General features: G+C 56.0%; 24 protein-coding genes. 6 read left to right on the top strand and 18 right to left on the bottom strand.

The window, feature by feature from the left end; all coding sequences use genetic code 11:
- Positions 1–9: 9 nt before the first annotated feature.
- The 3 genes from RB620_RS10515 to RB620_RS10505 all read right to left on the bottom strand — a co-directional run bounded on the left by RB620_RS10515 (position 10) and on the right by RB620_RS10505 (position 4,141).
- On the bottom strand, positions 10–726 hold the full coding sequence (locus tag RB620_RS10515; protein WP_308094085.1) for a TetR/AcrR family transcriptional regulator: 717 nt from the start codon (positions 724–726) through the stop codon (positions 10–12).
- A gap of 116 nt (positions 727–842) precedes the next feature.
- Complete coding sequence (locus RB620_RS10510) at positions 843–3,002, bottom strand: DNA topoisomerase III (RefSeq protein WP_308094084.1); 2,160 nt, start codon at positions 3,000–3,002, stop codon at positions 843–845.
- Positions 3,003–3,082: 80 nt separating this feature from the next.
- Positions 3,083–4,141 carry a DUF418 domain-containing protein gene (locus tag RB620_RS10505; RefSeq protein ID WP_308094083.1) on the bottom strand — a complete coding sequence of 353 codons (1,059 nt, stop codon included), beginning with the start codon at positions 4,139–4,141 and terminating at the stop codon, positions 3,083–3,085.
- Positions 4,142–4,455: 314 nt separating this feature from the next.
- Between RB620_RS10505 and RB620_RS10500 the strand changes: the two genes are divergently transcribed.
- The gene (locus tag RB620_RS10500) at positions 4,456–5,598 is read left to right on the top strand and encodes a metallophosphoesterase (protein ID WP_308094082.1); all 1,143 of its coding nucleotides are present in this window, start codon (positions 4,456–4,458) and stop codon (positions 5,596–5,598) included.
- Positions 5,599–5,680: 82 nt separating this feature from the next.
- Here the strand turns inward: RB620_RS10500 and RB620_RS10495 are convergent, their stop codons facing one another.
- Positions 5,681–6,550, bottom strand: coding sequence for a FecCD family ABC transporter permease (locus tag RB620_RS10495; RefSeq protein ID WP_308094080.1), 870 nt, complete (start codon positions 6,548–6,550; stop codon positions 5,681–5,683).
- 6 nt (positions 6,551–6,556) lie between these two features.
- Between RB620_RS10495 and RB620_RS10490 the strand changes: the two genes are divergently transcribed.
- Positions 6,557–6,853 (top strand): ABC transporter substrate-binding protein, encoded by a 297-nt coding sequence (locus RB620_RS10490; protein ID WP_308094078.1) that lies wholly within the window; start codon positions 6,557–6,559, stop codon positions 6,851–6,853.
- Positions 6,854–7,047: 194 nt separating this feature from the next.
- Entirely contained in the window at positions 7,048–7,728 is a 681-nt protein-coding gene (locus tag RB620_RS10485; protein ID WP_308094077.1) for a metallophosphoesterase, read from the top strand.
- A gap of 99 nt (positions 7,729–7,827) precedes the next feature.
- Here the strand turns inward: RB620_RS10485 and RB620_RS10480 are convergent, their stop codons facing one another.
- The 6 genes from RB620_RS10480 to erpA all read right to left on the bottom strand — a co-directional run bounded on the left by RB620_RS10480 (position 7,828) and on the right by erpA (position 14,963).
- Positions 7,828–9,804, bottom strand: a complete 1,977-nt coding sequence (locus tag RB620_RS10480; RefSeq protein WP_308094076.1) for an FtsX-like permease family protein — start codon at positions 9,802–9,804, stop codon at positions 7,828–7,830.
- A complete protein-coding gene (locus tag RB620_RS10475) occupies positions 9,779–10,555 on the bottom strand; it encodes an ABC transporter ATP-binding protein (RefSeq protein WP_308094074.1) in 777 nt (258 codons plus the stop codon). Before RB620_RS10475 ends, RB620_RS10480 begins: the two co-directional genes overlap by 26 nt.
- 143 nt (positions 10,556–10,698) lie before the next feature.
- The gene (locus tag RB620_RS10470) at positions 10,699–11,805 is read right to left on the bottom strand and encodes a sensor histidine kinase (protein ID WP_308094071.1); all 1,107 of its coding nucleotides are present in this window, start codon (positions 11,803–11,805) and stop codon (positions 10,699–10,701) included.
- Positions 11,802–12,554 (bottom strand): response regulator transcription factor, encoded by a 753-nt coding sequence (locus tag RB620_RS10465; RefSeq protein WP_308094069.1) that lies wholly within the window; start codon positions 12,552–12,554, stop codon positions 11,802–11,804. Before RB620_RS10465 ends, RB620_RS10470 begins: the two co-directional genes overlap by 4 nt.
- A gap of 38 nt (positions 12,555–12,592) precedes the next feature.
- Complete coding sequence (locus RB620_RS10460; protein ID WP_308094067.1) at positions 12,593–14,419, bottom strand: glycerophosphoryl diester phosphodiesterase membrane domain-containing protein; 1,827 nt, start codon at positions 14,417–14,419, stop codon at positions 12,593–12,595.
- A 181-nt stretch (positions 14,420–14,600) separates the two neighbouring features.
- Positions 14,601–14,963, bottom strand: coding sequence for an iron-sulfur cluster insertion protein ErpA (gene erpA, locus RB620_RS10455; RefSeq protein ID WP_308094065.1), 363 nt, complete (start codon positions 14,961–14,963; stop codon positions 14,601–14,603).
- Between the two features lie 263 nt (positions 14,964–15,226).
- On the opposite strand from erpA, the gene mqnE reads away from it, so the two are divergent.
- Complete coding sequence (mqnE, locus tag RB620_RS10450; protein WP_308094063.1) at positions 15,227–16,330, top strand: aminofutalosine synthase MqnE; 1,104 nt, start codon at positions 15,227–15,229, stop codon at positions 16,328–16,330.
- A gap of 62 nt (positions 16,331–16,392) precedes the next feature.
- Complete coding sequence (locus tag RB620_RS10445; protein ID WP_308094061.1) at positions 16,393–17,460, top strand: NAD(P)/FAD-dependent oxidoreductase; 1,068 nt, start codon at positions 16,393–16,395, stop codon at positions 17,458–17,460.
- 51 nt (positions 17,461–17,511) lie between these two features.
- Here RB620_RS10445 and RB620_RS10440 read toward each other — a convergent pair whose 3' ends face one another.
- A complete protein-coding gene (locus RB620_RS10440) occupies positions 17,512–17,787 on the bottom strand; it encodes a YuzB family protein (protein WP_308094059.1) in 276 nt (91 codons plus the stop codon).
- Positions 17,788–17,879: 92 nt separating this feature from the next.
- Between RB620_RS10440 and RB620_RS10435 the strand changes: the two genes are divergently transcribed.
- Positions 17,880–18,125: a NifU family protein gene (locus tag RB620_RS10435; RefSeq protein WP_087570549.1), complete on the top strand. Its 246-nt coding sequence runs from the start codon at positions 17,880–17,882 to the stop codon at positions 18,123–18,125.
- A gap of 72 nt (positions 18,126–18,197) precedes the next feature.
- Here the strand turns inward: RB620_RS10435 and RB620_RS10430 are convergent, their stop codons facing one another.
- The 7 genes from RB620_RS10430 to RB620_RS10400 all read right to left on the bottom strand — a co-directional run bounded on the left by RB620_RS10430 (position 18,198) and on the right by RB620_RS10400 (position 26,473).
- Complete coding sequence (locus RB620_RS10430) at positions 18,198–18,983, bottom strand: SDR family oxidoreductase (protein ID WP_308094055.1); 786 nt, start codon at positions 18,981–18,983, stop codon at positions 18,198–18,200.
- A gap of 17 nt (positions 18,984–19,000) precedes the next feature.
- Entirely contained in the window at positions 19,001–19,714 is a 714-nt protein-coding gene (locus tag RB620_RS10425; protein ID WP_308094053.1) for a Cthe_2314 family HEPN domain-containing protein, read from the bottom strand.
- Between the two features lie 16 nt (positions 19,715–19,730).
- Positions 19,731–21,494 (bottom strand): UbiD family decarboxylase, encoded by a 1,764-nt coding sequence (locus tag RB620_RS10420; RefSeq protein ID WP_308094052.1) that lies wholly within the window; start codon positions 21,492–21,494, stop codon positions 19,731–19,733.
- Entirely contained in the window at positions 21,491–22,426 is a 936-nt protein-coding gene (locus tag RB620_RS10415) for a COX15/CtaA family protein (RefSeq protein WP_374121394.1), read from the bottom strand. The genes RB620_RS10420 and RB620_RS10415 overlap by 4 nt, the downstream gene beginning before the upstream one ends.
- A gap of 251 nt (positions 22,427–22,677) precedes the next feature.
- Positions 22,678–23,025 (bottom strand): thioredoxin family protein, encoded by a 348-nt coding sequence (locus RB620_RS10410; RefSeq protein ID WP_308094050.1) that lies wholly within the window; start codon positions 23,023–23,025, stop codon positions 22,678–22,680.
- Between the two features lie 44 nt (positions 23,026–23,069).
- The gene (locus tag RB620_RS10405) at positions 23,070–24,662 is read right to left on the bottom strand and encodes a copper amine oxidase N-terminal domain-containing protein (protein WP_308094049.1); all 1,593 of its coding nucleotides are present in this window, start codon (positions 24,660–24,662) and stop codon (positions 23,070–23,072) included.
- Between the two features lie 134 nt (positions 24,663–24,796).
- Positions 24,797–26,473: a putative polysaccharide biosynthesis protein gene (locus tag RB620_RS10400; RefSeq protein WP_308094048.1), complete on the bottom strand. Its 1,677-nt coding sequence runs from the start codon at positions 26,471–26,473 to the stop codon at positions 24,797–24,799.
- Positions 26,474–26,496: the final 23 nt, after the last annotated feature.

Raw genomic sequence — 26,496 nt, 5'->3', positions numbered from 1 at the left:
GTCACACCTCTATTTTTTCAAAATGGCTAACATGTAACGATAAAACTCTTCTTCGCCAAAAACGGCTCCACCTGCCTCCGATACGTTCGCGAGCAAATTGCGCATCCCCATGCCGTAGGCGACGGTTACGAATTGCTCGGCTGCCATCGAGGCGTTCAATTCCGAATGGATAACGCCTTCCTGCTGTCCCAGCTCTATCCAGCCCGTAGACATCGCGACCGTACGTTCATGGTATTCGGACAAGATCGCTTGTATGCCGCTCTTCCCCCGCTGGCTGAGAAGATAGGTTAGCACGCGGCTTCCGACGCTATCCTCTTGCTGCATGGCCGTGAGTCCGGCGGCAATCGCGCGCAGCGGGCCGGTGAGGTCGCCGCTTGAAGCCGCCGCCTGTCGGAAACGGTCGTCCACCTTCCCCAATTCGAATTGCAGCAGCAATCCGAACAGCTCTTCCTTACTCTTCACATAATGGTAGATGGCGCCTTTGGACAGCCCCGAACAGGCCATGATGTCTTGCAGTGTCGTCTTGACGCAGCCTTTCTCTTCGATCAGGCTCCTCGCGCAGTCGAGAAGTCGTTTAAAGTTCGGATTGCCGCTTGGAATGCCCGGCATCGTCATTGACATTGAGAACGCTCCTTCATTCGTTTCGGCCATCGGTTTATTCGCGCGGCCGATAATATGCCTTCGCACCCAGAAGAGACCGACGGTCGGTTTGTATATGCTTATCATAACAGACCGCCGGTCGGTTTGTAAAGAACTTCCATTTCCGGGACAAAAAAAGCTACGCCGGACGGACATGTTTTATGCCCGTTTGCGAAGCTTGTTTGATTGCCTATTTGCGTTATCTATTCTTTTTTCGCTTCAAGCGCCGCTTTGAGCTTATCCGCAAGGCTGTTCGAGAGCGGCGCGCCGTCGCTGTACTGTTGGACGAGCCTCTCTTGCTCCCTGCGGTTCATGCGGCCTCCGTCCTTATCGCCCAGCATCTCGATGACGTTGCACGGCTTGCACTGCGCGTACTTGCCGGCTTTGCCGTCGTGCAGCTCCATCTTCTTGCGGCATTGCGGGCAACGTTTGTTCAGCAATACCGGCTCCGCGTTCCTCCGGTAACCGCATTCCCGGTCCGAGCAAACGAGCGACTTGCCGCGTTTGCCTTTCACTTCGACCATTCCTTTGCCGCATTCCGGGCAGAACGAACCGGTCATATTATGCGGCTTGTATTCTCTCGTCTCCCGCTTCACTTCGGCAACCCAACTAGCGGCCTGCTCACGAATGCCGGCCATAAACTTGGCAGGATCGCCGTTGCCTTTGGCAATCCGTTCGAGCTCGCCCTCCCACTTTGCCGTAAGCTCCGGACTGCGCAGTTGCTCCACGACAAGCTCGATAAGCTGCTTGCCTTTGGCGGTTGGAACGAGCGAGCTGCGAATTCGCTCGATCGTATCGGTCGACAGCAGCTTCTCGATGATATCCGCGCGCGTCGCCGGCGTGCCGAGGCCGTGTTTCTCCATTCGTGTCAGCAACGACGCTTCCGTGTAACGCGCTGGCGGGAGCGTCCGCAGCTCCTTCGCCGCCGCGCTCTTGAGGGTAAGCGTGCCGCCGATCGACATCGGAGGTAGCACCTGCGCGGGCTGGCGATCGTTCCGCGAATGCGATTCGCCGTCATCGCCGTCTTCGTCGTCCTGCAGCGGATCCGAGTGGCCGGCGTATACGTCCTTCCAGCCGGATTCCTTCTCGATTTTGCCTTTCGCATAGAAACGCTCTCCGCCCGCGGCCAACGTAACGCTCGTCTCATCGTATCGATACGGCTGATAGAACAAGGAGATGAACCTGCGAACGATCAGATCGTATAACCGTCGCTCGTCGTTCGATAACGCGCCGAGCTGCACATATTGCTCCGTCGGAATAATGGCATGGTGGTCGCTAACTTTGCCGTCGTCCACGATCCGCTTCGTCACTTGAAGCGGTGCGCGAAGCAGCTTGCGGGCGAGAGGCGCATAGGGTCCTACCGCCACGCTCTCCAGCCGACCCTTGAGCGTAGGGACCATATCGCTTGAGAGGTACCGGGAATCCGTGCGAGGGTAAGTAACCAGCTTATGCGTCTCGTACAACTTCTGGAGCACGTTCGACGTTTGTTTCGCCGAGAATCCGAGCCGCTTGTTCGCGTCGCGTTGAAGCTCTGTCAAGTCGTAAGCTTGCGGATGGGGTTCGGAGCGTTCCGACGTCCGAAGGTTCTCCACCTTCGCCGAACCCGCCTTAGCCGCGCGTTCCGCAGCAGCTTCCGCCGCTTCGCGCGTCCATAGCCTGCCGTCGTGAGCATCGCTTTCGCGCCATTGCGCGGCGAAGCTTCCGAAGGTTGCCGAAACCGTCCAATACGGCTTGGACTGGAATTCGGCGATTTCGCGCTCCCGCTCCATCATCATGGCCAGCGTAGGCGTCTGAACGCGTCCGGCGGCAAGCTGCGCATTGTATTTGGTCGTCAGCGCCCTCGTCATGTTGAGACCGATCAGCCAGTCCGCTTCCGCGCGGCATACCGCCGACGCGTACAAATGATTGTAATCCTTGCCCGGCTTCAGAGAAGCAAAGCCGTCCTTGATCGCTTTGTCCGTCTGCGAGGAAATCCATAGCCGCTTGAACGGCTTGCGCCAATGGACCAGCTCCATGATCCAGCGCGCGACAAGCTCGCCTTCGCGTCCCGCGTCCGTCGCGATGATCAGTTCGCCGATATCGTTCCGTTTGCACAACTGGGCGACTGTCTTGAATTGCTGCGACGTTTCTTTCATTACCTTCAGGTTCATCTTGTCCGGCAGCAGCGGCAGGTCCTCCAGGTTCCACGTACGGAACTTAACGTCGTAATCTTCCGGCTCCGCCAAAGTTACCAGATGTCCGAGCGCCCATGTCACAACGTATTTCGAGCCTTCGAAGTAACCCTTTTGCTTCCCCCCGGAGCCCAGCACCCTAGCGATTTCCTTCGCCACGCTCGGCTTCTCGGCCAGCACCAATGCTTTCATTCCTTGCGCTCTCTCCCATCCTTTTCAGCTATGGAGACAAGATAACATAAGCCCGGCATGGGCGCAACGACCGATGGCGCTTATCCCCCGGCGGCCGACTTGTTTCCGCGTTTGCGATTCAGCACGGGCGGCCAGCGGAAATACGTCAGCGCCCTCCAGATCCACTCCAGCGGTCCCATCGCGAACCACTTGAGCCACAACATGCTGAAAGCCATCAGAACGATATGAATCGCTAGCAGATACCCGAGCAGCTCCGTCCAGCCGATGTTTCCGCGAAGCGACAGCCAGTCGCCGGCGGCGATGACCAGCGCGGTTTGTCCAATGTAATTGGTGAGCGCCATACGGCCGTAAAATTTGAGGGGCAGAAGAAGCATGCGCCCTGCTTTGCGCTGCAGGAGAAGCAGTATCGTCCCGGCATACAAACCGGAGACGATCGGACCGATCATGACACCGGCGCTCATGAACGCATTTGCTTGCTCGGTCTCCGACGATCCCGTGCCGCCAATAAGATAGGGCGAGAAAGGGCCCTCCGGCGCAAGGCCGTATTGGTAGAAAAGCGCTGCCGCGCTTAACGCGAGCATGATCAGCGTGAATAAGGCAAGCCGTCCGCGGTGTCGGGCGAGCTTCTCGAACACGCGGAATTGGCCGGCGGCGATGCCGAGCAGGATGAGGGACAGAGGAAGCAATATTTTCGCCGCCATAACGCTGAACGCTACGGTTAACGCAAGCCCCACGGCCAAATTGATCCATTTCCCAACCTTATACATCGGCAACAGGAGCAGACCGCAGACAGCGTACACGCTCAGCGCCTCACCGGGATGAACCTTCATATGCAGCCATCCGAACCCGAACAGAACAACCACTCTCTTCAAGAATAACAAGTATCCGTTGCGACCCTTTCCGCTCGCTCTCGTAATGAACAGGTAAAACCCAACGCCGAACAGGAAAGAAAACAAGCTGAAAAACCGCGCCTCTACGAACAGGTAAAGAAAACGCTGATAGGAAACGTCGATCGTTCCCGGAGCGGGATCCGAAAGATGTAGAAGCGGGATCGCATTCATCAGCAGGATGCCCAGCAGCGCGAAACCGCGCAAAACATCCAAATCGTCTATTCTTCTCGTAAGTTCAAGCCTTTCCATCGTAACCTCCGTATACTTGGAATCATGCTCTTAGTATACCTGCAATGAGCTTGTGAAGAAATCGATCAAGCTTACGCGAACATGACGAAGTTGAAAGATTCGTTTCGTTTGAATTGTTCGTAAACCGATCATACCGCCCCCCGACCGTCCCGTATAATGGCTATGAAAAAACCTCTACCGAGGCTTCCCGATGACGAGCGGCCGCGTTGCTTCCGTCTCCCGATTGGAAGCCGGTCTCGCGCTGTGCTATAGTATTCAACAGCTTAACTATCAATCTATTTATTTATTACTCTCGCAAAAGGAGCCTGATTGCTATGAAAGCCCGTACGTTGGTTATGATTGTCTCCTTCTTCGCGATCTATGCCGCCATTACGGCCTATATCGGCTGGAACGGTTGGATGCTGCTGTCGGAGCTGACCGGCTGGGAGGCGTGGCCCGCATATGCCGTCGTTGTCGCCTTCGTTGCGCTGGCCTATATCCTTGGACGATTCGGCCAATCCTCGGCCTTGCGAATCATCGCGGATCCCGTGAAGCTGATCGGTTCGTATTGGTTCGCTCTCGTGCAATACGGTCTGTTGCTTCTTCCGATCGCGGACCTGACCGCGCTCGCGCTGAAGCTGGCCGGAGCAGGCAGAGACGTATACTTGGTCGGCGTCGGCGGCGTAACCGCCTTGCTGCTGTTCTTCATCTTGGTGCATGGCACGCGGAACGCATGGAGCCCCGTCATCCGCCGCTACGACGTAACGATCGCGAAGCCCGCCCGGAATCGTAGCAAGCTCACGATCGCGGTCGCTTCCGACCTCCATCTGGGAACGGTGATCGGACACAATCACTTGAACCGTCTAATCGCCAAAGTGAACGAAATCAAACCCGACATTATCCTCATCCCGGGCGACGTGCTCGACGACGATCTGGAGCCGTTCCTGAGGAAGGGGCTGGCCGCCACATTCAGCAAGCTGAAAGCGCCGCTTGGCGTGTACGCCGTGACCGGCAATCACGAATACATCGGCAGAAAGGTGCCTGAGTACGTCAGCGAGATGGAAACGATCGGCGTCCACGTCTTGATGGACGAAACGGCCGTCGTCGATGACAGCTTCATCCTCATCGGACGCAAGGACAAGGCGGCTGACGGCGGCGGCCAGGGCAAACGGCAATCGATTGCTGAACTGGTCGAGCCGCTGGACGATTCCATGCCGCTTATCCTGCTGGACCACCAGCCGCTTGAGTTAAACGCCGCGGAGGAAAGCGGGATCGACCTCAGCCTCTCCGGTCACACGCATCGCGGCCAAATGATGCCAAACCACCTCATCACGAAGAAGGTATTCGAGCTCGATTGGGGATACAAACGGAAGGGCAAGCTCCATGCGATCGTCTCGTCCGGCTTCGGCTTCTGGGGGCCGCCCGTCCGGATTGGCAGCCGATCCGAGGTGCTGCATGTCGAGGTGAATTTCAGCTAACGCCCATCTTGGGCTTCCGCTTTCAAATCAATAAAAAAGCTTCCACGGCCGTATACTAGGGCCCGTGGAAGCTTTTTTTCGTTTAGGCTCTGCGGGAACGGTAGAGCAGATAGATGAAGAACGGCGCGCCGATCGCCGAAGTGAATACGCCCACCGGAATGTCCAGCGGGAGGAAGGCGGTACGTGCAACCAGATCTGCTGCCGTCACGATGATAGCGCCTGTCAAGGCGCTTACCGGAAGCAGCCTCGACATGATCGGCCCCGTCAGCTTGCGCGCCATATGGGGCGCGATCAGCCCGACGAATCCGATAACGCCGCCGATGGACACCGCGGAGCCCGCCAGCGCCACGCTCAGCATGACCAAGCCTAGACGCTGCCGCTCGACCGAGCTTCCGAGCCCGATGGCAAGCTCGTCTCCAAGCAGCTGGACGCCGATGATTCGCGTGTTGAAGTAAACGATCACGAACGCGGCGGCCGTCCATGGCAGCAGCGCCCATACGTGGAGCCAGGAGGAGCCGTAGATCGTGCCGGTCAGCCAGATGTAGGCCGACGTCGCCGTATATGTGCCTCCGAACGTCATCATGAAAGACGTGATGGCGGACAGCAGCGATGCAACGCCGATGCCGACAAGCACGAGCCTTAGCGAGCTGGCGCCGCGTTTCCAAGCGAGCAGATAGACGAACAGTGCCGCAAGGAATGCGCCCAGGATCGATGCGACGGGCAGCAAATGGACGGTGAACATCCCGGGCAGGCAAGTAATAAACGCCACGGCCCCAACGGATGCCCCTCCGGTAATGCCCACCACGTCCGGAGCGGCGAGCGGATTACGGATTACCGCCTGCAGGATCGCGCCCGACACCGCAAGGGAAGCCCCAACAAGACAGGCAACGATGAGCCGAGGCGCCCGAAGCTCCCGCACGATGAAGACCAGCTCTTCGGCCTCTCGGCCCAATATCGCATGCCAAAGTTCAAAAGGCCCGATCCCGAGGAAGGACTTGAATTCGGCGCTTACCGAACCGTTTCCTTGCGGGAATTGCTTCAGCTCGATCCCGAGCAATTGCTTATTTTATGGTCGGACGAATCGGTATTGCATGCCTTTGCCGCCGCCCCTGACTGGGAGCAACTAAGCGCTGTTAGGGAAAGCCGCGTCTATTACCCCGACAGCAGGGAATGGGATACCTGGGGCCCGATCGGAAGGTCGCATACGCTCAAGGAGATGGTGAAATACTTCGGCCGGCTGAAGCGTCGCGGCTAAGTATTCGGCGCGTGTAACGGTTTAGGCCATAACGAGGGCGTTTGCTGCCGTGCAGTAGCCGATACCAGTTGCGGCCGGCGGTTATATATTGTACATGAGAACCCTCTCGCAGCCGGCGAGTCCGTTACGGCCAGCATTTGTCCAGGACTCCGCATACATGTACAGGAAAGAGGACGAAAGGTAGTCGATCGAGAGTGGCCAATCATTCATTAAGCGGCGAGGAAGCTCGTTTGTTTGCCATATCGGACATCCATGGGCACAAAGACGGCTTACTTGCGCTATTGGAAGCTGCGGCATATGATCCGAACGCCGACAGGCTCATGCTGCTCGGGGATTACATCGACGCGGACAAACCCGCGAGCTGGGACACGCTCGATACGATCCGTAAGCTTGTCGCATCCGGAGCGCTGGCAATCCCCGGCAATCAGGAACTGAAGCTTGCTTCTCTCGCCAGGAGAGGAAACGCGACCTATCACCAATATGCCAAATGGATTCTATCGCTTCCCCTGTATCTGAAGACCGGCGACTATTTGTTCGTCCATGCCGGCATTCGCCCAGGCAGAGCGTTCCAGAACCAGACCGTTCGGGACTTAACGGAAATACGGGAAGAGTTCTATCTCCATCCGGCGAGCCGAATAACCGGCAAACGCCGAATCGTGTTCGGCCATACGCCGACGTTCAAGCTCGGCGCTCCCGTTGGCACGATTTGGTCAGACGAGAGACGGATCGGCATCGACACAGGGGCTAAACACGGCAATCGGCTAACGCTGCTGGATCTTAGCGGCAGCATCGCCTACTCGTGCGAAACCATGGCCGGCTACCGCAGCGGCAGCGATGTTCGAGTGGAATCCGTCGCGCATCTGCTGACGAAATGAATCGCCCGACTCCGGAAAGCCCGCTCGGCGGCGAAAACGCAAAACCGGCCTGCCGCGTCCCGATTAAGGGGCGCGGCAGGCCGGTTTATTTGCAACACTTTACGAAACGGCCGTTCCCTTCAGCATGCTCTTCATGTACGTGCCGCTCGCAAGAAGGAAATAGAGCGTCTGCATCACGATATAGATGCCGATGACAACGAAAGAATACAGCCAATTGGACGAGCCCATCATGTTGTCCAGCGAGACCATGGCGAAGAGCGCATGGATAATGCCGACGATGCACGGGATAAAGAAGACGATCGCGATCTGGCTGACGACGATGCGCCGGATTTCTTTCCGCGTCATGCCGATGCGGGCGAGTCCCTTATATTGCGTCTGATCCTCCTGAAGCTCCGTGAACAGCTTGAAGTAAATCATGCTGCCCGCCGCGATAAAGAACAGCAAGCTGATAAACAAGCCGATGAACAGCGTCAGCGAGATCGTCACGTTCATGGACGCGAAGCTCTCCGCCCGCGAGAAATCCTTCTCCCCGGACATCTCTTCCGGAACGAGAGCGGTAAGCTTCTCCACGGTAGGCGCCGACTTCTCCCAGCCCGAAAGCTCGAAGCCGTAAAATACCCGTTGTTCTTCCTCCGGAACCTTGGCGATCAGATTCACGAAGCTCAAGTCGTCCATCACGATCGTTACCGCGTTCGAGTCGATCCAATTGTTCGCGATGTTTTCGCTTACGGTGCCGGCGACGGGCAGCTCGACCTTCTCCCCGCCGATCAAGCCCGATGCCGTTCCGCTTCCGTAAGTTTTATTATAGAAATGCGGATACGCGACAGTCAGCTTGCCGCTCTCCGCTTCGATCGCAGGCTGTCCCTGCTCCTTCGCCAGCTTATTGTAATCCGAGGCGGACATGATAAAGGCGGACATCGAGAAATCCACATCATCCCAATTGTCGCGGCCGAGCTCCATGCTCTCTCCCTCGAACGTCAAATGGTATTTTTCGAGCGCAATGCCGATAACCTTTGCTTCCTTGGTGATTTTGTAACCGTCATCCTTCAAAATGCCTCTCAGCTTCTTTTGGTCGATCACCTTTTCGGCATGCAGCCCCTTCTCGACGTAGGCAAGCGTGTAAGGCGAGTTTTCCATCATATCCTGTTTGCCTTGGATCTGCATGATGTACACCGTGCCCATGGCCGTCAGGATGACGGCGCTCAAGATGGAGACGACGAACAGAATACGTGCGTTGTCCCGAATCTTATAGCCTAACTGGGCGAAGATCAGCATATTCGTTTTCTTGTAATAAATGCCGGTCCGCTTCTGGAACCAGCCGATCAGCAAAATGCTGAGCTGCGTGAACAGGAAATAGGTGCCCACGACGACGGTGGCCAGAATCGGGAGCGACAACAGCACGAACGTGCCCGCGTTCATGAGCACGGCCATCGCGTAGCCCGATACTAGGCATGCTGCGGCTAAAGCCACCAGCCACCGGGAATATACGAGCTTTCCCTTCGGCTTTCTGGAAGCGGTCAACAGCTCGATGATTTCCGTCTTCCGCATCCGAATGACGGTCCACGCCGAGATGACCATGAAAAGAACGAAGAACCCTCCGGAGGTCATCCATACCGCCTTCGCCGGAACGGCGAACGAGATGGTTTCCTTCATCTCGAGCAACGCGCCCAGCGCCATAAAAAATAGCTTGCTGAACAATAATCCGAGTCCGAGTCCGACGCCGATCGCCATGACGGATATCGCCATATTCTCGTAGATGACCAGCTTGCGCAGCTGCGACCTCGTCATTCCGAACAACGAAAACAAGCCGAATTCCTGCTTCCTGGTCTTCAAAAACGCGGAATTGGAATAGAGGATGAACAGGAACGAGAAGATGATGATGATATAAAGGCAGAACATCATGCCGGTCCGCACCTTCAAGGCTGACAGAATTTGCCCACTGACCACGTCGGGATGGTAGATGAACGCGGCGTAAATGTAGAAGATCATGACCGAAAAGACGCTGCTCAGGAAGAAGGCGCTGTACGCCCTCCAATTGCCTCTGACGTTGCTAAGCGCGAGCGAACGGAACGTCATCGAAATTCCCTCCCAGCACGCTTAACGCGTCCAGTATTTGCTGGAAAAACGCCTGGCGGTTTACGCCCTTCCGTATTTCCGAGAAAAACTTGCCGTCCTTGATAAACACGATGCGCTGACAGTAGCTGGCGGAGAACGGATCATGCGTCACCATCAGCACCGTAGCCTTTAGCTTCTCATTCATCTCCTTCAGCGCGTCCATGACGTCCTTGGCGGACTTGGAATCAAGGTTGCCCGTCAATTCGTCCGCGAGTACGAGCGACGGCTGATAGATAATGGCGCGCGCGATGGCCGCGCGCTGCTTCTGGCCGCCCGATACTTCATACGTCCGCTTGTCCATAATGGCCGCGATCTGCAGCATCTCGGCGATCGGCATCAGCCGCTGCTCGATCTGGCGCGGCGCCATGCCCTCGAGCACGAGCGGCAAAATAATGTTTTCCTTGATCGATAACGTGTCCAGCAGGTTAAAATCCTGGAAGACGAACCCGAGCTCGCGGCGGCGGAACAACGCCAGCTTGTTCTCCGTCAGCTTCGTCGGATTGATGCCATTGATTTCGATCGCGCCGGAAGTCGGGCGGTCGATCGTCGCGAGCAGATTGAGAAGCGTCGTCTTGCCGCTGCCCGAAGGCCCCATAACGCCAACGAATTCTCCCGCTTCCACTTGAAGGTCGATGTCCTCCAGCGCCTTGTATACGACATTGCCTTTGCTGCTATATATTTTGCCTAATCCTTGCGCTTTAAGTACGCTCATTTGATGCAGCTCCTCCTTGATTGGTTCTAATGTGCTTCAATAGCACCAGTATATACCCAGGGGAGCGCACGACCCATCGATTAACCTTTCAAACCGCGTTTCCGAATCTTACAGAATTGTCATATTCGCCGCACGCTCTCGCGCTACCTATCCAATTCTATGACGTGGATGCCCTTCGGCTCGAACGTCAGCGTCACCGTCGTACCGGATCCAAGCTCCGATTCGACGCGGATGCCATGGCCCAGCTTCGTCATGACCCGCTTCGCCAAATACAGCCCCATGCCGGTCGACTCGCCTGTCGTCCGCCCGTTCTCGCCGGTGAAGAACGGATCGAAGACGCGCGGAATGTCCTGCGGCGCGATGCCGATGCCTTCATCGGACACGATAAGCTCGCCTCTGCCCGCCTCTTGCTGCAGCAAGCGGAACAACAGCGCCTTGGCGCCTGGCTTGTTTTTGCTATATTTGATCGCATTGCTGACCAATTGATTCAGGACGAACGTCATCCACTTCTCGTCGGACTCCACCCACAGCTCGCCTTCCACTTTCGGGAAGATGGAATGGCGAATGCAAAGCCGCTTATGCGCGTTGATGGCCGTCCGGATCAGGTCGTGCAGCGGCAGCCTTCGAATATGGACATCCAGTTCGAACTTGTCGAGTCTTGCCGTATGAAGCATCATCTCCAGCCCGCGCGTCAGGCGATCCGCTTCCTCGATCATGCTAGCCGCCATCGATCGCTGCTCTTCCTCCGTCTTCCAGCCGCTCTCGGCCCCTTCCTGCATTTGCAGATGGATGACCGATATAGGCGTTTTCATATGATGAACCCATTGAAGCACGAAATGGTTATGCATCTCTTGGCTGCGGCGGTAGCGGTTCAGCTCGCCAAGAAACGCGCGGTGCTGCTCCTGCAGAAGCTCTATGACAAGCCGCTGCTCTTCGGTAGCGGCGGATTGGACGATCGTGGACGCCTGCAGGTCGTCCGTCCGCTCGATCGCTTCGTACATTTGCTTAAAGTAATAACGCTGGCGGATATAATCGGCGGCGAGCCAAGCGAACAGCGCAACAAAAGACAATAGGATGAAATAATAGACCGTTCCCGTTTCCACCATTCCCGGGTAACGTTTCCTCTCCAACAGGAGCAGGCAAACGGCGAGCCCGACGATGACGAGGACGCAGAGGATATACAACAGCCTGTCCCGCATGAACACGCCGAACATGCCTCGTCCAGGCTGCCGATCGGAATCGCGCCTCACTGCCGTTCCTCCATTCCTTCCAGGGATAGCTTATACCCTTGTCCCCGGATCGTCTCGACGACTTTCGGCAAGCCCAGCTCTTCAAGTTTCTTGCGAAGCCGCGTCACGTTCACCGTAAGCGTGTTGTCGTCGACGAACTGCACGTCGTCCCATAACGCCTCCAACAATTGTTCCCTAGAAATGACATGTCCGGGCTTGCGAAGCAAACATTCCGCGAGCAGAATCTCGTTTTTGGTCAGCTCGACGCGCCGTCCTCTCCATTCGGCTTCGTTGCGGCTTAGATGAAGCTTGAGCTCGCCGGCCGCAAGCTCATGCCCGGTATCCTCGGCCACCGGGACAGGTTGTCCATGAACCGTCAAGGCTGTCGCCGCCGGAGCCGCATATTCGCCGTAGACGCGCCGAAGCGCGCCTCTCACCTTCGCCATCAGCAATTCGAGCGCGATCGGCTTCGTAATATAATCGTCTCCGCCGTTCTCGAGCGCCATCACCTGATCCATCTCGCCTGCCCTAGCGGAGATGAAAATAATCGGCATGCTGGAACGCATTCGAATTTGCCGGCACCAGTAATACCCGTCGAAGTAAGGCAGATTGATATCGAGCAGCACCAGCTGCGGATCAAATGCCGCGAGCTGAGGCATCAAGTCCCGGAAGTTCGTCGCCGCGGCGGCTACGTAGCCGTATTGCTCCATTTTACCCGCTAGAATCGAGGCAATCTTGTCATCGTCTTCCACGATAAATATTTTGTACATGAAGATCCTCCCAAATTCCCATTCCTAGAAGCCACGCATTAGAGATTCAGCTCAACCATTGTCTGCGCCCGGTCGGGGTAATCGGTAATGATCCCGTCGATCCGAAACTTCAGCACTTCCTTCATGTTGCGGCTGCTGTTGACCGTCCACACCCACACTTCCCTGCCGTTCCGATGCGCATGGTCGACGAGCTGGTCGGTCAGCATCACTTGTTCGATCGTATAGAAATCCACGTCGAGCGTCGTCAAATCGCCTAAGGCGAAATAGAGGATTTGACCGATTCGAATATCCGGATTAAGCGAACGGATAAGCGAGAGCGACTTGCTGTCGAAGGATTGGATGTACACATCCTCCTCCATCTCGAAGGCATCGACCAGCGCGACGACTTCCCGGACCAGCGCCTCTCCGTCTCCGTACGGCTTAAGGTCGAGCAGCAGCTTGATCTTGCCCTGCGCTTCCGCCAGGACCTCCGACAATAAAGGAATCCGCACGATTTCGGGTTCGCCTTTCTTTCCTTCCTCCGCATCCTCGTTATCTTCCGGCATCGTCGGAGCATCGTACGTTCCGATGCTCAGCTTCGCCAGCTGGTCGAACGTCAGCTCGCTGACGCGTTTCTTCACGCCGGCCATCCGAAGCAATTGATAATCGTGATGCAGCACGGCCGTGCCGTCCTTCGTCAACTGTACGTCTAGCTCGACCGATTGGAAACCCTTCTCGATTGCCGACCGAACCGATTGCAGCGAATTTTCGGGCGCGGCTTCGCTGTCGCCCCGGTGCGCGGACACGAGCACGCCCCACTTCGCGTAGACGAGGTTGTCATTGGTCGAGTAGCTGACCAACAGCGCCAGACAAACATAGATGATCGCGAGCGAAGCGTAAACGGCGCGTTTCCTCTGCACGCCTTCCAGCATGCCCGTGATCCGCTTCTCTAATCTGCCGAGCAGCGGACTCCGCTTGAGCTCGAGCCGGTCCTCCGCCTCGATGCCGAAGCGCTGGCCGTAATCGTAATACAAGCGGGTCAAATAAATGATGTTGAACGGGATAAGCGATAACGTAAACATATAGGCAAGCAGCGTCGATAACGTCAGCGTGTAATGATCCGTGAACAGCTTAAGCACGTTGTTATCCAGCCACGCGGGCAAATACGAGATCGATGAAATCAAGGCAAAACCGACGCCCAGCACGATGCCGTTCAGCAGAAACAAGGAGAAGAACAACCGTAGCCGCTTGCTCCTCGTCAGCGCGAGACTGTTGCGGATGGCCTCTGTAATGCTCTGGCCTTCGAGCACGATAAAGTGCAGGACGAATATCCAGCGAAGCACGGTGTACAGCGCGGCGAGCAGCAGCAGCGCGTATAATACGAGCATGAGCTGAGAAGAGTCGAACACTCGCTTATTCAAGAAAATCGGCACGTTGAACAGCCGGTAAAACGCGGCAGACAGCGGCGAGTCGACGAACGGAATAAGCACCAGGAGGAAAAACACCAGCTGTACGAGACCGAAGCCGAACAGCCTCGGCGCCTGCCTCAGCGTCGTCCACAACGCATCGGATATCAACACATTTTGCCCGAAATAATGTTTCTGCGCAATCGTGATGACGACGCCGAATTCGATGAACAGCACGAACGAAGCGATCACGCCGATGACGATCAATCCCGTTAATCCCTCGTAGCTGTACCCGATTCTGTATACGTCGTTATTCAGCAAAGAACCGGTGCCGAGCACCCACATGATTTTGTTGAATATATAGTTGAGGATCGGAAGGACCGCGAAGCTGGTCAGAAGCATAAACAAATATTCGAACACGAGCAGCTTCTTATAGATTGCGCGAAAATCGCGGACACTCCATCCGAACGGCCGAAGCATAAGCATTCATCCTATTCCATATGTAGTGAAAGGTTATTACCATTATACGCTTCCCCCGAATGCCGGGCGACAATCCTTGGGGCAAAAATAGAAAAACCTCCCGGATTGCCGGGCCGTATTCGCCCGGTCGCTCAGGAGGTTATCCGATTTTATCGTTGCATCAAAAAGGTCGCACGGACGATTAACACTCGCCCGCTTCCGCAGGCTTACCGGCATCCGTCGCCGTACGGAACGAGGAACCGCAGCCGCATGTCACGCTGGCGTTCGGATTGTCGATCGTGAAGCCGCCGCCCATGGCGGATTCCTTGTAATCGATAATCAGTCCGTTCAAATATTTGATGCTTTCCGCATCCACGACGACCTTCAGTCCGCCGGAATCCAGCGTTTGGTCGCCCTCGTTTACTTCGTCGTCGAATCCCATGCCGTACGAGAAGCCGCTGCAGCCGCCTTCCTTAACGCCTACGCGCAAAAATAATCCCGGCGTCGCCTCTTGCTCCAGCATATCCTTTATCTTCTCAGATGCAAGCCCACTGATCGTGATCATGCTTCATCCCTCCATTCACTTACTTATCCATAGTATACTCCAGTGCGCCGGCTTGCTCAAGGTTTGATCTTTGGAAACCGCGGATACCCGGTTTTTCGCTGCCAAATACTTTTTTTGTTGCCCATGCTACGTGTGAGGTTTATAATAGTTACAGAAAATTAGACGCAATTGTATGTTATTTTTTTCACAAACATCCTGTTTGTATCATACTTGATCCCGATCTTTCATCCATGATTCGATACGGGGTCGAAGGAGGCTTCGCTATGAACGTGATCGTACCTACGCAAGAGAAACACATGCAGTCCATTATCGAAAAAGTGCGTCATGGAGAGCGCCTATCGCTCGAAGACGGCGTTTTCTTATATCAATCGGAAGACTTGTTGACGATCGGACAGCTCGCCAACGAGGTTGCACTTCGCAAGAACGGGAAGAAGGTTTATTTCATCGAGAACATGAGCCTCTACTTCACCAACGTATGCGAAGCGCATTGCGCGTTCTGCAACTTCCGCAAGGATGAAGGAGATCCCGGAGCGTACACGCTTAGCGGCGAAGAAATGATCCGCTACGTGGAGCAGCATTTCCACCCTGGCGTCCGGGAGTTCCATATCGTCGGCGGCCATAATCCGCATGTGCCGTTCCAGTATTACGTCGACTCCCTAAAGGCGCTCAAAGCACGGTTCCCCGACGTAACGCTGAAAGCTTATACGGCTGCGGAGATCGACTTTTTCTCCCGCATTAGCGGATTGTCGTACAAGGAAGTGCTCGAAGAGCTTATGAAGGCAGGCCTTCAGTCGCTCACCGGCGGCGGAGCTGAAATTCTGTCCGACCACTACCGCAAAAAAATGCGCGTCGACAAGGCGGATGTCACGCAATACTTGGAGGTTCATCGCACAGCCCATCAGCTCGGCCTTCGCACGCATACGACGATGCTGTACGGCTCCATCGAATCGAAGGAAGACCGGATCCGCCATCTGATGCATATTCGCGAGCTTCAAGACGAGACGAACGGCTTCCTCGTGTTCATTCCGCTGTCCATGCAGCCGATTAATCCGAAGGCCGGCATCCGCCGCCGCAACTCGGCGTTCGAGGATTTGAAGACGATCGCGATCAGCCGCCTCATGCTGGATAACTTCCAGCATATCAAAGCTTACTTCATCAATATCGGTGTGCAGCTGACGCAGGTTGCCCTTACGATGGGCGCTTCCGACGCGCACGGCACGATCGTGAAGGAGAAGATCAGCCATGCTGCGGGCGCGCTGACCCCCGAAGGCATTACGCGCGAGGATCTGATATGGCTCATCAAGGGCGCGGGAAGAATCCCGGTCGAACGTGACACTTTCTACAACGAAATCAAAATTTATGAATGAGTAATCCCCCTGATGTAGGCGCAACCTACAATCACATCACGAATCGTGGAGCTGGAGAACCAATGAGAAAAGTAGTTATTCTGGGAGGCGGCTACGGCGGCACCGCCAGCGTGAACGAATTGATCGAACAGCAATTGCCGCACGACGTGTCGATCCTGCTCGTCGACCGCATGCCGTTCCAAGGGCTTAAGACGGAATATTACGCGCTGGCTGCGGGTACGGTATCGGATCTCGAGCTGCGGGTGAAGTTCCCGAACGATCCGCGCGTGCAATACGCTTACGGCGAAATTACGGGAATCGATATGGAGAACGAACTGGTCATGGTGGAAGGCCACGAACCGATCTCCTACGACTGGCTCGTCATCGGCCTTGGCTGCACGGACAAATACCACGGCATTGAAGGAGCGGAGCAATTCTCGACGAGCATCCAGACGTTCTCGGCTTCGAGAAGAACGTACGCGCAGCTTAATGACGTGAAGCCATACGGTCAAGTGACGATCGTCGGAGGCGGGTTAAGCGGGGTGGAAGTCGCGGCGGAGCTGAGGGAAAGCCGTCCAGACCTGAACATTCGAATCCTCGACCGCGGACCGAGCGTACTATCCGCTTTCCCGGGAAGACTGCAAAATTTCGTCGCGGACTGGTTCATGGAGCATCAGGTCGAAATGCGCGGCCATGTCGCGCTGACGCGTCTGGAGCAAGGACAACTATACGATGCCAATTCCTCCGAATCGATCTTTACCGACGTGACGGTATGGACGGCCGGCATCCAGCCCGTCGAGCTCGTCCAGCGGATCGATTTGCCCAAGGACAATCAAGGCCGACTGATCCTAAACGCGTATCACCAACTTCCGGCTTACACGAACGTGTACGTAGTTGGCGACTGCGCGTCGCTGCCGTTCTCGCCTAGCGGTCAAGCTGCCGGCGCGCAGGGCAAACAAATCACGGAGGTGCTCCAGGCGATCTGGCATGACAAGACGCCTCGCCTCGGGAAGATCAAGCTGAAGGGCGTGCTCGGTTCCCTAGGCAAAAAGAGCGGATTCGGCCTCATGGGCGGCACGCCTATTCTCGGCCGCGTGCCGCGCCTCGTCAAGAGCGGCGTGCTGTGGCGCTCCAAGCGTCATCTCGGCTAAAATGGCCCTTAAGCGGCATGTCAACGAAGCTCCGGCTATGTCGGCATACCGTTATGGAAGATCGTCCAGCAGCTTGTCCAACGCTTCTTGATCGGCTTTCTGCTGCTTGATCGACGCCAGCACCGCCTCGTACAGCTCAAGAACGTCGTCGACGGCTACAATGGTGCCGTCCACTAAGGCGTAAGGCTTCAAGTAACATTCGCCGCAGTTGCCGAGACAGCCGTATTCGTTCACTTCGAAGTCATCGTCTTCTTCGAAGCGGCGCATGACTTCGTCGGTTCCATGGTGCATGTTGCTTGCGCAAAATTCGATCATCGGTTTTATCATCTATAATCACCTGACTTTTAGGATTGCGGATTGCGAACCATTTTCATCTGCTTCGCTTTGTACTATAATAGGGGAGAAAGGAGTGGATTGCAATGAGTGAACAAGTACAAGAAACAATGTACGACGAAGTGTTGGACGTACTGGATAAGCTTCGTCCCTTCCTGCAACGCGACGGCGGCGACGTAGAATTGGTTGACGTGGAGGACGGCATCGTGAAGCTGCGCCTAATGGGCGCATGCGGCAGCTGCCCTAGCTCGACAATCACGCTGAAAGCCGGTATCGAACGCGCTTTGCTTGAAGAAGTCGACGGTGTAGTCGAAGTCGTTCAAGTATTCTAAGAAACAAAGAGTCTTATTCGGATGAGGCGATTGCCTGCACCGGATAAGACTCTTTTTTTGGAGCTGACCCATTTAAAGGTCTTTAATGTTAGCCCTGATCGGATCGAAGCCGCCCGTGACATCGATCACGTTGCCCGTCAGGAAGCTCGACTTGTTCTCGCAAAGAAACAAGATCACCCTGGCGACGTCTTCGCCGGTTCCGGGTCTCCCGAGCGGCGATTCCGGATCATGTTCGTTCTCCGCCTCCTCGATCGACCGCTCCTTGTTCGCTCCGCGGATATCGCCGGGTCCGATCAGATTGACCGTAATGCCGAACGGCGCTTCCTCGACCGCCAGCGACTTGGTGAAAGAAACGAGGCCCGTCTTGGCCGCGGCGTATACCGCGCGATGCGGCCATGCGCGCGCCTCGTTGGCATGGCCGAAGCCGAAGTGAACGATGCGCCCCCACTTTTGCTTTCTCATGTGGGGCAGGAGCCGATGGTCGAGGAGCATGACGCTAAGCAGGTTGCCATGCAACAGACGGATTATCGTCTCTTCGTCGTAATCGCTGAACAGCTTGCGCTTGCGGACGAACGGCCCCGCGTTATTGACGAGGATGTCGACGCCGCCGGCCCAAGATTCCGCCTCGTCGGCGAGCTTATGCGCTCCTTCGATCGTCGCGATATCCGCCTGAACCGTAATCGCGCCGACACCCATGGCTTCGATCGTCCGCTTGACTTCCCATGCGTCCTGCTCGGACTCCAAATAATTAATAATGACATTGCATCCTTGTTGGGCAAGCTGAAGCGCCGTTCTTTTCCCAAGTCCCTTGGCGCTCCCGGTCACCAATGCCGTTCTGCCTTTCAGCTCCACGCGCATTCCACCCTCTCCCGGGATTATAGGCTCTTGCTTCGCATTAGCGAGTTCGCATAGCGGAAGGTCAGCCGCAACGATTCGATGGCCATATGCAAGCAGCCGGCCAAGTCTTCCGCCTGCTTGCCGATATTCTCCAGCTTGATTTCTTCCCCGTACATCCTCTGACTTTGGATCAGATCGTCATGCATTTCCGAATTCATATAATGAATCTCCGTATTTCTGCGCTTGCGCAGCCGATTCATCGCATCCTTGCATTGCTCCTTCGCCTCGTTCAGCTTCCAGGTCAGCTCCGGATGGACGTTGCGGTCGCGCATGTTGCGGAGCACGGTGAAATAAGAAAAGTGCGGCTTGATCCGCTCTGTCTTCATCTCGAGCATGTCGTTAAGCAGCGTTCCTAACTTATCGAGCAACGAGAAGACGCGGATAAACGCATTTTTGTCGAAATAAACGTACCGATCGTAATCCAGCTTCTCCTCGGGTAGCATCGCTTCCACCGAACCCGAAACGATTCGTTCCTTAAAGATACTGGCGGCGTAATGGCTTTGCTCAAGCTCCATCAAGGAAGCGCGCAGCCCTCTCGCCCATACTTCGTATTTGCGAAGCTTGTCTCCTTGGGGAGCGCCTTGTTTAATTCGCGCCGAAGCGATCCCGGCAAACTGCTCCATCAGCTTGTAGGTCTCCTCCAAGCCTCCGGCAGGCTCCCTCTCCGTCTCGCCGAACATAAATCGAAGCATGGTAGTAAGCGCCTCCTTACAGCTTATATTCGCTCCAGCGGCTATCCACCAGCTTCACGATGTCCTCGCGTGGGAATAGCTCGTCCGGATATCCCGGTTTCATTCTCGCGTCGATAACGATCGGCAGACGGTATCCGAAGTGATGTCTCTTGATCTCTGCGCTTGCGTAAATATCGTCGGCCGGATTAAATCTCGTAAAAACGGTCCACAGGAAGGACGTTTGGCCGCTGACGATTTCCGCATCGTCCGCCAGAATGACGAGCGGCCATTCCGTTCCTCGTTCCGTCAGACGCGCCAGCAGCCGTTCCGCCAGCTGCGGCTCATGTTCGTACGAAGCGCCGGAAACGACAAGGCAGCCGCGGCAGTACGGCTTCGCGTTCCGTATTTCTTCGATGGCGCCTTCCGTGTATTCGGACGGCAGCTTGCGAACGGGCTCGCCGACCCCAAGCATGACGGCTTTGCTGCCGTGATTCAGCTTGCCGCTCGTATAGTCGAGCGTATCATGCGACGTTTCGTCGAAAACGAACAGATCGGTTCCCGGTTGGAACCGCTCCAGCACCGTTTCCATTAGCACGTCGAATCGCGAAAGATCGATCGGCTGATCCGTCAGCATCAGGAATTTGGTAAGCGTCAGCTGACCTTGTCCCAAGATGCTGAACGCGGTCGACAACGCTTCGCGCGAATATGATTCGCGCACGACGGCGGCCGCAAGCGCATGGACGCCAGCTTCAGCGTATGCCCACAGCTCCTTGACGCCCGGCATGACCATCGGGAACGCCGGTGCCAGCAGACGCTGCAGGAACTCGCCCAAATAATAGTCTTCTTGGCGAGGCTTGCCTACAATGGTAGCCGGATAGATCGCATCCTTACGATGCCACATATGGCTGACCTGGAATACAGGGAAATCATGGGTAAGCGAATAATAGCCGAAGTGGTCGCCGAACGGCCCTTCCGGCCTGCGAAGATGCGGCGGCACTTTGCCGCTGATGACGAATTCCGCTTCGGCCGGCATCCGGTGTCCGCCCTGCGGATCGTTTACGACCGGCAGCTTCTCGCCCAGGATGAGCGACGCCATGAGCAACTCCGGCAGATGTTCGGGAAGCGGCGCGATCGCCGATGCGATGAGCGCCGGCGGCCCTCCGAGAAATACCGATACCGGAAGCGCCTCGCCTCTCTGCTCGGCCTCGTAATAATGGAAGCCGCCGCCTTTATGTATTTGCCAGTGCATCCCCGTCGTCGAGTCGTCGAAGATTTGCATCCGGTACATGCCTAGATTATGTTTTTTGCGGGATTTCAGGCTCTCCGTGTAGACGAGCGGTAGCGTGATGAACGGCCCGCCGTCTTCTTGCCAGCTTGTAACGGCCGGGAGGCCGGCCAGCGGCTTCGATTTGTTCAATTGCCCGAGAATCGGGGCGTTGCTTTTCGGCACCGTTTTCATGCCGACCTTCATCATGTCCCAGATTAGACCGCGCTCGCCCCAGATCGCCTTGGGCGTCGGCGGCATGATCCGTTCGGTCGCGCCGATGATCGTCTTCATGATCGCTTCCGGCTTCGGACCGAACGCAAGGTCGACGCGCCGGTCCGTTCCGAACAGATTCGTCACCACCGGGAACGAGCTGCCCTTGACGTTCGTGAACAGCAGCGCCGGTCCTTCATGTTCAATGACTCTGCGGTGAATCTCCGCCAGCTCCAGATAAGGGTCGACGGGCGCCTCTATGATTTTCAGATCGCCGCCCTTCTTCAGTACTTCCAAGTATTCGCGCAAATTCGCGAAGCTCATGCTTGTCCACGTCCTTCCCTCAGCCGCCAGGAACGAATGAGAATATCCATTAATAATCCGAATAAAGCTACGATAATTAAGTTATGAACCAGGCTGGTGAAGATAAACCAATCCTCGTTGCCGACCGTTGCGGTCAACCATGCGCCGCTCATCACTTGCGCGACCAGCAGCAGCAGCACCCAGCCCGCGGCCGACGTCATCGAAGAAGATTCGCCCGTCGTCTTGCGGATGTGCAGGTACAAGCCCAAAATCATAAGCCCGATGATCAGCGCCCCCACCCGGTGGATGAACACGATCGACGTCGCTCCCGTCATCTCGGGAATCACCTCGCCGTTGCAGAGCGGCCAGCCTACGCAGCCTCCTGCGGATTCCGTATGCCGGATGAACGCCCCCAAATAGATGACGACGTAACAGAAGATTGACGTTGCCAGCGTCCAAGTGAAAACGGACTTCGGCACGGTCATCGTCGTCTGGAGAGTTCCGCGCTTCGCCCGATAGGTCCAAATGACCAGCAGCATCGTAGCCGCAAACGCGATAATCGAAATGCCGAAATGGATCGCCATGACCGGAGGGGATTGGTACCACTTCACGGCCGCCGCGCCCATCAACGCTTGGATAATCGTGAACCACAGCGCGCCGGCCGCGTAGAAGAGGGGTTCCTTATAGGCTTCGCGGTTTTTGATGTATTTGCGATAGACCGCGATCGCTACGCCAAGCACCAACAGACCTTCCAAGCCGCTTACGACCCGATGGGAAAGCTCGATCGCCGTTTCCAGCGTATAGGCCGGGATAAACTTGCCGTGGCATAGCGGCCAGTCGTCTCCGCAGCCGCGACCGGATCCGGTATTCGTTACAAGAGCTCCGGCTAACAGTACAAGAAGCATTCCGATGCACGATGCGATCGCAAACGCGCGAAAACGGCCGGTTACCATCATTAATCACCTGTTTTCCATAATAGTGCGAAATAATAATTAGATGTTCAAATCAAAATTGGGCTTTTGAACTTACCTATAGGAGTTGACAGATTAATTATAGCGATTGGCGGTGTCAAAAGCCATGTTGAAAATGTGAACGTGCCTTGCCGGGCGCGGCAATTCACGGTAATGACACAAAAGGAAAGCCCGCTCCGGGAAGGCCAGTGGCCGATTGCCCGAACGGACTTTCCTATGCGAACGCAGCTCGTTTAGTTCCGGTTAAGCGTTTCGCGCACCTCGATAGCCCGGTCCACGAATTGCTCGATTTCTTCGCGCGACTTGCGAAGCTTGCTGACGAACCGAATCAGCTCGCTGCCGCGATCGAACGCGATGAAACTCGGAATGCCCAGAATGTTAAGCTCGGAGCATAAATCAGGCAAATCGTCGCGGTCGATCTCAACAAACTCGGCGCGACCCGCATAGGAACGGACGAGCTCCGGCATAAACGGGTCGATGAAATGGCAATCCTTGCACCAAGTCGTCTTGAACACAGCCACCGTTAATCCATCTCGGCCGACCGCTTCGCGGAACTCGGCTTCCGTCGTTAGTTTCTGCATGCTGCCCACTCCTTACGCAAAATAGTTCAAGACGTGTTGTCGTCTTAAGGTTCTCGAGAAATCGACAGTTCCTTCCAATCCTCGTACACCGTCTGCCATTCGATGTCGGCGCCGAGCGCCTCGGCAAGCTTGCGCGCCGGCACGTACGTCGTGCCGTCGACCGTCATGACGGGGAATGGCCAAACCTCTTCCTTGCCGTTCACTTTAACGACGTCGCTGCCGACCTTCATGACGATTCGGGTATTCGTGAGCTCGTCATGGACCGTTATCTCGCGGGTAGCCGCTTCGTACGTCGTCGAAGCTCCGAATGCGTCCGCCACGTCGCGAACCGCGACGATCGTAATATAGCCGGGCACGATAATCGGCGGGTTGTAGTAATCGTCGCTGTACGCGAAATAGGTTTGGCGCGTCACGTGCAGTTTATTCTTCAGCAGCTCGTAAAGCGCCGATTGTTCGTCTACGTATTCAAGGGCTTCGTGCCCTTCAAGCTCTTCAAGCTCGGCAGAAGTCAGCATGTCGTCCGTAACGGCCGGTTCGTCGGCGGCGACGCTTCCGTTCACATTCCAATGCTCGGAAGAGGTCTTCAGCGTGAAGCCTGTAAACGGCAGCTCAAGCTCTTCGTCCATGTCGTCTTCCAGCTCGTAGTTCAGCTCCAGCGCTTGCTTCCGAATATCGAGCTTCGCATCCACGTACGTGTCCATCTTGAGCTGAAGCGACTCGTTCAGAAGCGAATCCAGCGTTTCTTTGTCTTCGGTTTCCATCCATTCGATTTCTTCTTGGTAAGATTCGAGCAGCAGGACGATTTCGTCGACAGCTTCCTTCGCCATGTCGTCGACCGTCGGCGCGTCCAGCTCATCGCTCTCTAACGGATTGATCTCCCCTAGCATCTCCCAATAAACCGGATTGTTTTCCAGCAGCTCCAGAATGCCTCGAACCGTGGCTTCCAATCCCTCCCTATCATTCAATAGAGCGTCGAGATAGGATTTGATCCATTCCCAGATTGCCGGGCCGTCCATCGTGAACTGGAGCTTCATCATGGACGTCTGAACGCCGCCGATCGGCTCGGTTACAGGGGTGGCGCTGAGGCCGCTCGGATTCGGAAGATTGTTGATGGCATAACCGCTGACCAAGTCCGTAATCTGCCGTCCAATCTCCGCGATGGTCTCCTCTTCCTCCTGCGAAACTTCGTTCCCTTCGCTGATTTCAACGCCCGACATGGAAGCGATCGCCTCATCCGACAAATCGATCGCGATCGGCTTTTTCGCGCCTTCCAGCTCGAGAACCATCGTCGTCTCCGACATACGCAGACCGAACGGTATGCCTAGATCGCCGAAAGAAAGGCTGCCTTCCAAAGAAAGATTCGATTCATCCTCTACCAATACGCGATCCAGCTCTACCTTAATATGCGAGATTAAACGATAAAAGTCCGCTTCTTCTTCTTCGTACTCCTCGAGCGCGTCTTCGTTCAAACGCAATTGAAACTCGAAGGAGCTTTTACTTTCGCCTGAGGTCACTTTGGCGGCATTCTTCAATACCTGGTTCAAGTCCAGTCCCGCGATCGCCTGGCAGCCAGCCACGATCATGACGGCAAGCGCAAGCACGGCGACCGCCGCTCTCTTCAGCAGCTTGTTCTTCACCTTGTTTCTCCCCTTATTCTCCCAAATGTTATGTAGAAGACTAACAATCTCTCGAATGTTCATTCGACGAGATAACTACTATTGTACAAGAGAAGATTCCCTCTTGTAAATGATTGGAAGAGAGTTTGTCCCGCCTATACCCTGGAGACGATCCGCATGACCTTCAAGAACGGTTTGCGCAGCCTTGCCGGCAGCGAAGAAGCATCCTCCGCGGTTACGACCTTCAGAAGCACGAGCATGGCCGCGTACAGCAAACCGACGACGACAGCCGCAGAAGCGGCAGCCAAGAAGTAGGATAGCTTCGGGGCCAAGCCCCCGGTCAAAGCAAGCACACCCGCTTCCGCGCCCCATCCTCCAAGCGCCGCAATCCCGACAGAAACGAGGTACGGAATCCAGCGTTTGCCTAGAACGGTCAGCTTAACTTCCGCGTTAATCCAACGCAGATTCAGCACCGTAGCCGTAATGAAACAGACCGTCGAGCCGATGATAAGCCCATATACGCCAAGCAAAGGAGCTAGAGCAATGCTGATGACAACCTTCAAGACAAGGCCGATCAACGTATGGCGCATGGAGATGCGCTGCTTGCCCATTCCGTACAGGATCGAATTTGTCGTCATCATCGTAATTTGGAGAATCGTGCCTGCCGCGAGCGCGGCAACCGCGCCGCTGCCCGTTGGCCCGTTGCTGCCTTCCGGCACCTCGAAGATGAGGCCCGTGATCGAATACGCGGCGACCGTGAGCAACAAGGCAAGAGGTACGCCTGTGAAGCAGACGATTCTTAGCACGACGGAAGCTTGGCGCTGCACCTCGCCCAAGTTCTTGAGCTTATAGGCGGACGCGATAACCGGAATCAAGGATGAGCCAAGCGCAATCGCCAGAATCGGCGGAATGCCCGCCAGAGACATCGCTTTAGCCCCGTAGTCGGATCCCGCGACGACGGCCTCGCCGGCTGCCGTGTAGAACTTTTCCGTCAGCCGAATGAACAAGGTCGTATCGAACGCATAGATCAAGTTGACGGCGGCAGACGTCACCATTGCGGGCAAGGACATCTTGAATATTTCCGCGTAAATCGTTCTGAATCTAAGCTGCGAACCGCCGACGGACGCCTTGCCCGGCCGCATCAGCGCTGCCGCCGCTTCGCCGTTATAGCGGGGCTGCGACTCCCCGTCCTGCTTCTTCAGCTTGCGAGCGAACCATACCATGATGGCGAAGGCTCCGATCGCCCCGAACACGCTGCCGAACGTCACCGCCGCCGCGACCCAATCATCCCCCCAGCCGAGGGACAATACGATGACGCCGAGACCGATGCCGAGGCCGACGCGCAGAAATTGCTCCACGATCTGGGACGTGCCGCCCGCCGATATGAACTGCCTGCCTTGGAAGTACCCCCTCATCATCGCGATGATGGGGAACAGAAGCAGCGCCGGAGCGATCGCCCGGACGGACAGCATCGCGTATTCTTCCTTCGCGACCGTAGCGTAGAGCGGCGCAAGCGCAAACAACGCCACGGCAAGAATGAGGCCGGAGACGGCGCCGAAGACAAGCGCGGCATGATAAATTCTCCTTGCCTCGCCTTCCTTGCCGAGCGCGTACCGCTCCGACACCATCTTGCTGATGGCGCTGGGGAATCCTGCGGTCGCGACGAGCAACAGCAGGAGATAGATCTGATTGGCCGCGTTGAAGGCGAGCATGCCTTCGGGGCCGAGCATATAGTCCAGCGGTATGCGCTGGAACAGCCCGAGGAATCGGGCTGTCAGCGCTGCCGCCGCCAGGATTAGCGTACCTTTGATTAACGAATCTTTTTTTACCATGGCGTCTTGTTCTCTTCCCCTTA

The sequence above is a fragment of the Paenibacillus sp. LHD-117 genome (genome assembly GCF_030929555.1).
Taxonomy (GTDB): domain Bacteria; phylum Bacillota; class Bacilli; order Paenibacillales; family Paenibacillaceae; genus Pristimantibacillus.
This window is presented reverse-complemented; position numbering and strand designations above follow the sequence as displayed.

Bases quoted from the DNA above. Each gene is read 5' to 3' on its own strand.
- RB620_RS10515 (WP_308094085.1), bottom strand. From the start codon at position 726: ATGATAAGCATATACAAACCGACCGTCGGTCTCTTCTGGGTGCGAAGG.
- RB620_RS10510 (WP_308094084.1), bottom strand. From the start codon at position 3,002: ATGAAAGCATTGGTGCTGGCCGAGAAGCCGAGCGTGGCGAAGGAAATC.
- RB620_RS10505 (WP_308094083.1), bottom strand. From the start codon at position 4,141: ATGGAAAGGCTTGAACTTACGAGAAGAATAGACGATTTGGATGTTTTG.
- RB620_RS10500 (WP_308094082.1), top strand. From the start codon at position 4,456: ATGAAAGCCCGTACGTTGGTTATGATTGTCTCCTTCTTCGCGATCTAT.
- RB620_RS10490 (WP_308094078.1), top strand. From the start codon at position 6,557: ATGCCAAAGTTCAAAAGGCCCGATCCCGAGGAAGGACTTGAATTCGGC.
- RB620_RS10480 (WP_308094076.1), bottom strand. From the start codon at position 9,804: ATGACGTTCCGTTCGCTCGCGCTTAGCAACGTCAGAGGCAATTGGAGG.
- RB620_RS10475 (WP_308094074.1), bottom strand. From the start codon at position 10,555: ATGAGCGTACTTAAAGCGCAAGGATTAGGCAAAATATATAGCAGCAAA.
- RB620_RS10465 (WP_308094069.1), bottom strand. From the start codon at position 12,554: ATGTACAAAATATTTATCGTGGAAGACGATGACAAGATTGCCTCGATT.
- RB620_RS10460 (WP_308094067.1), bottom strand. From the start codon at position 14,419: ATGCTTCGGCCGTTCGGATGGAGTGTCCGCGATTTTCGCGCAATCTAT.
- erpA (WP_308094065.1), bottom strand. From the start codon at position 14,963: ATGATCACGATCAGTGGGCTTGCATCTGAGAAGATAAAGGATATGCTG.
- mqnE (WP_308094063.1), top strand. From the start codon at position 15,227: ATGAACGTGATCGTACCTACGCAAGAGAAACACATGCAGTCCATTATC.
- RB620_RS10445 (WP_308094061.1), top strand. From the start codon at position 16,393: ATGAGAAAAGTAGTTATTCTGGGAGGCGGCTACGGCGGCACCGCCAGC.
- RB620_RS10440 (WP_308094059.1), bottom strand. From the start codon at position 17,787: ATGATAAAACCGATGATCGAATTTTGCGCAAGCAACATGCACCATGGA.
- RB620_RS10435 (WP_087570549.1), top strand. From the start codon at position 17,880: ATGAGTGAACAAGTACAAGAAACAATGTACGACGAAGTGTTGGACGTA.
- RB620_RS10430 (WP_308094055.1), bottom strand. From the start codon at position 18,983: ATGCGCGTGGAGCTGAAAGGCAGAACGGCATTGGTGACCGGGAGCGCC.
- RB620_RS10425 (WP_308094053.1), bottom strand. From the start codon at position 19,714: ATGCTTCGATTTATGTTCGGCGAGACGGAGAGGGAGCCTGCCGGAGGC.
- RB620_RS10420 (WP_308094052.1), bottom strand. From the start codon at position 21,494: ATGAGCTTCGCGAATTTGCGCGAATACTTGGAAGTACTGAAGAAGGGC.
- RB620_RS10415 (WP_374121394.1), bottom strand. From the start codon at position 22,426: ATGGTAACCGGCCGTTTTCGCGCGTTTGCGATCGCATCGTGCATCGGA.
- RB620_RS10410 (WP_308094050.1), bottom strand. From the start codon at position 23,025: ATGCAGAAACTAACGACGGAAGCCGAGTTCCGCGAAGCGGTCGGCCGA.
- RB620_RS10400 (WP_308094048.1), bottom strand. From the start codon at position 26,473: ATGGTAAAAAAAGATTCGTTAATCAAAGGTACGCTAATCCTGGCGGCG.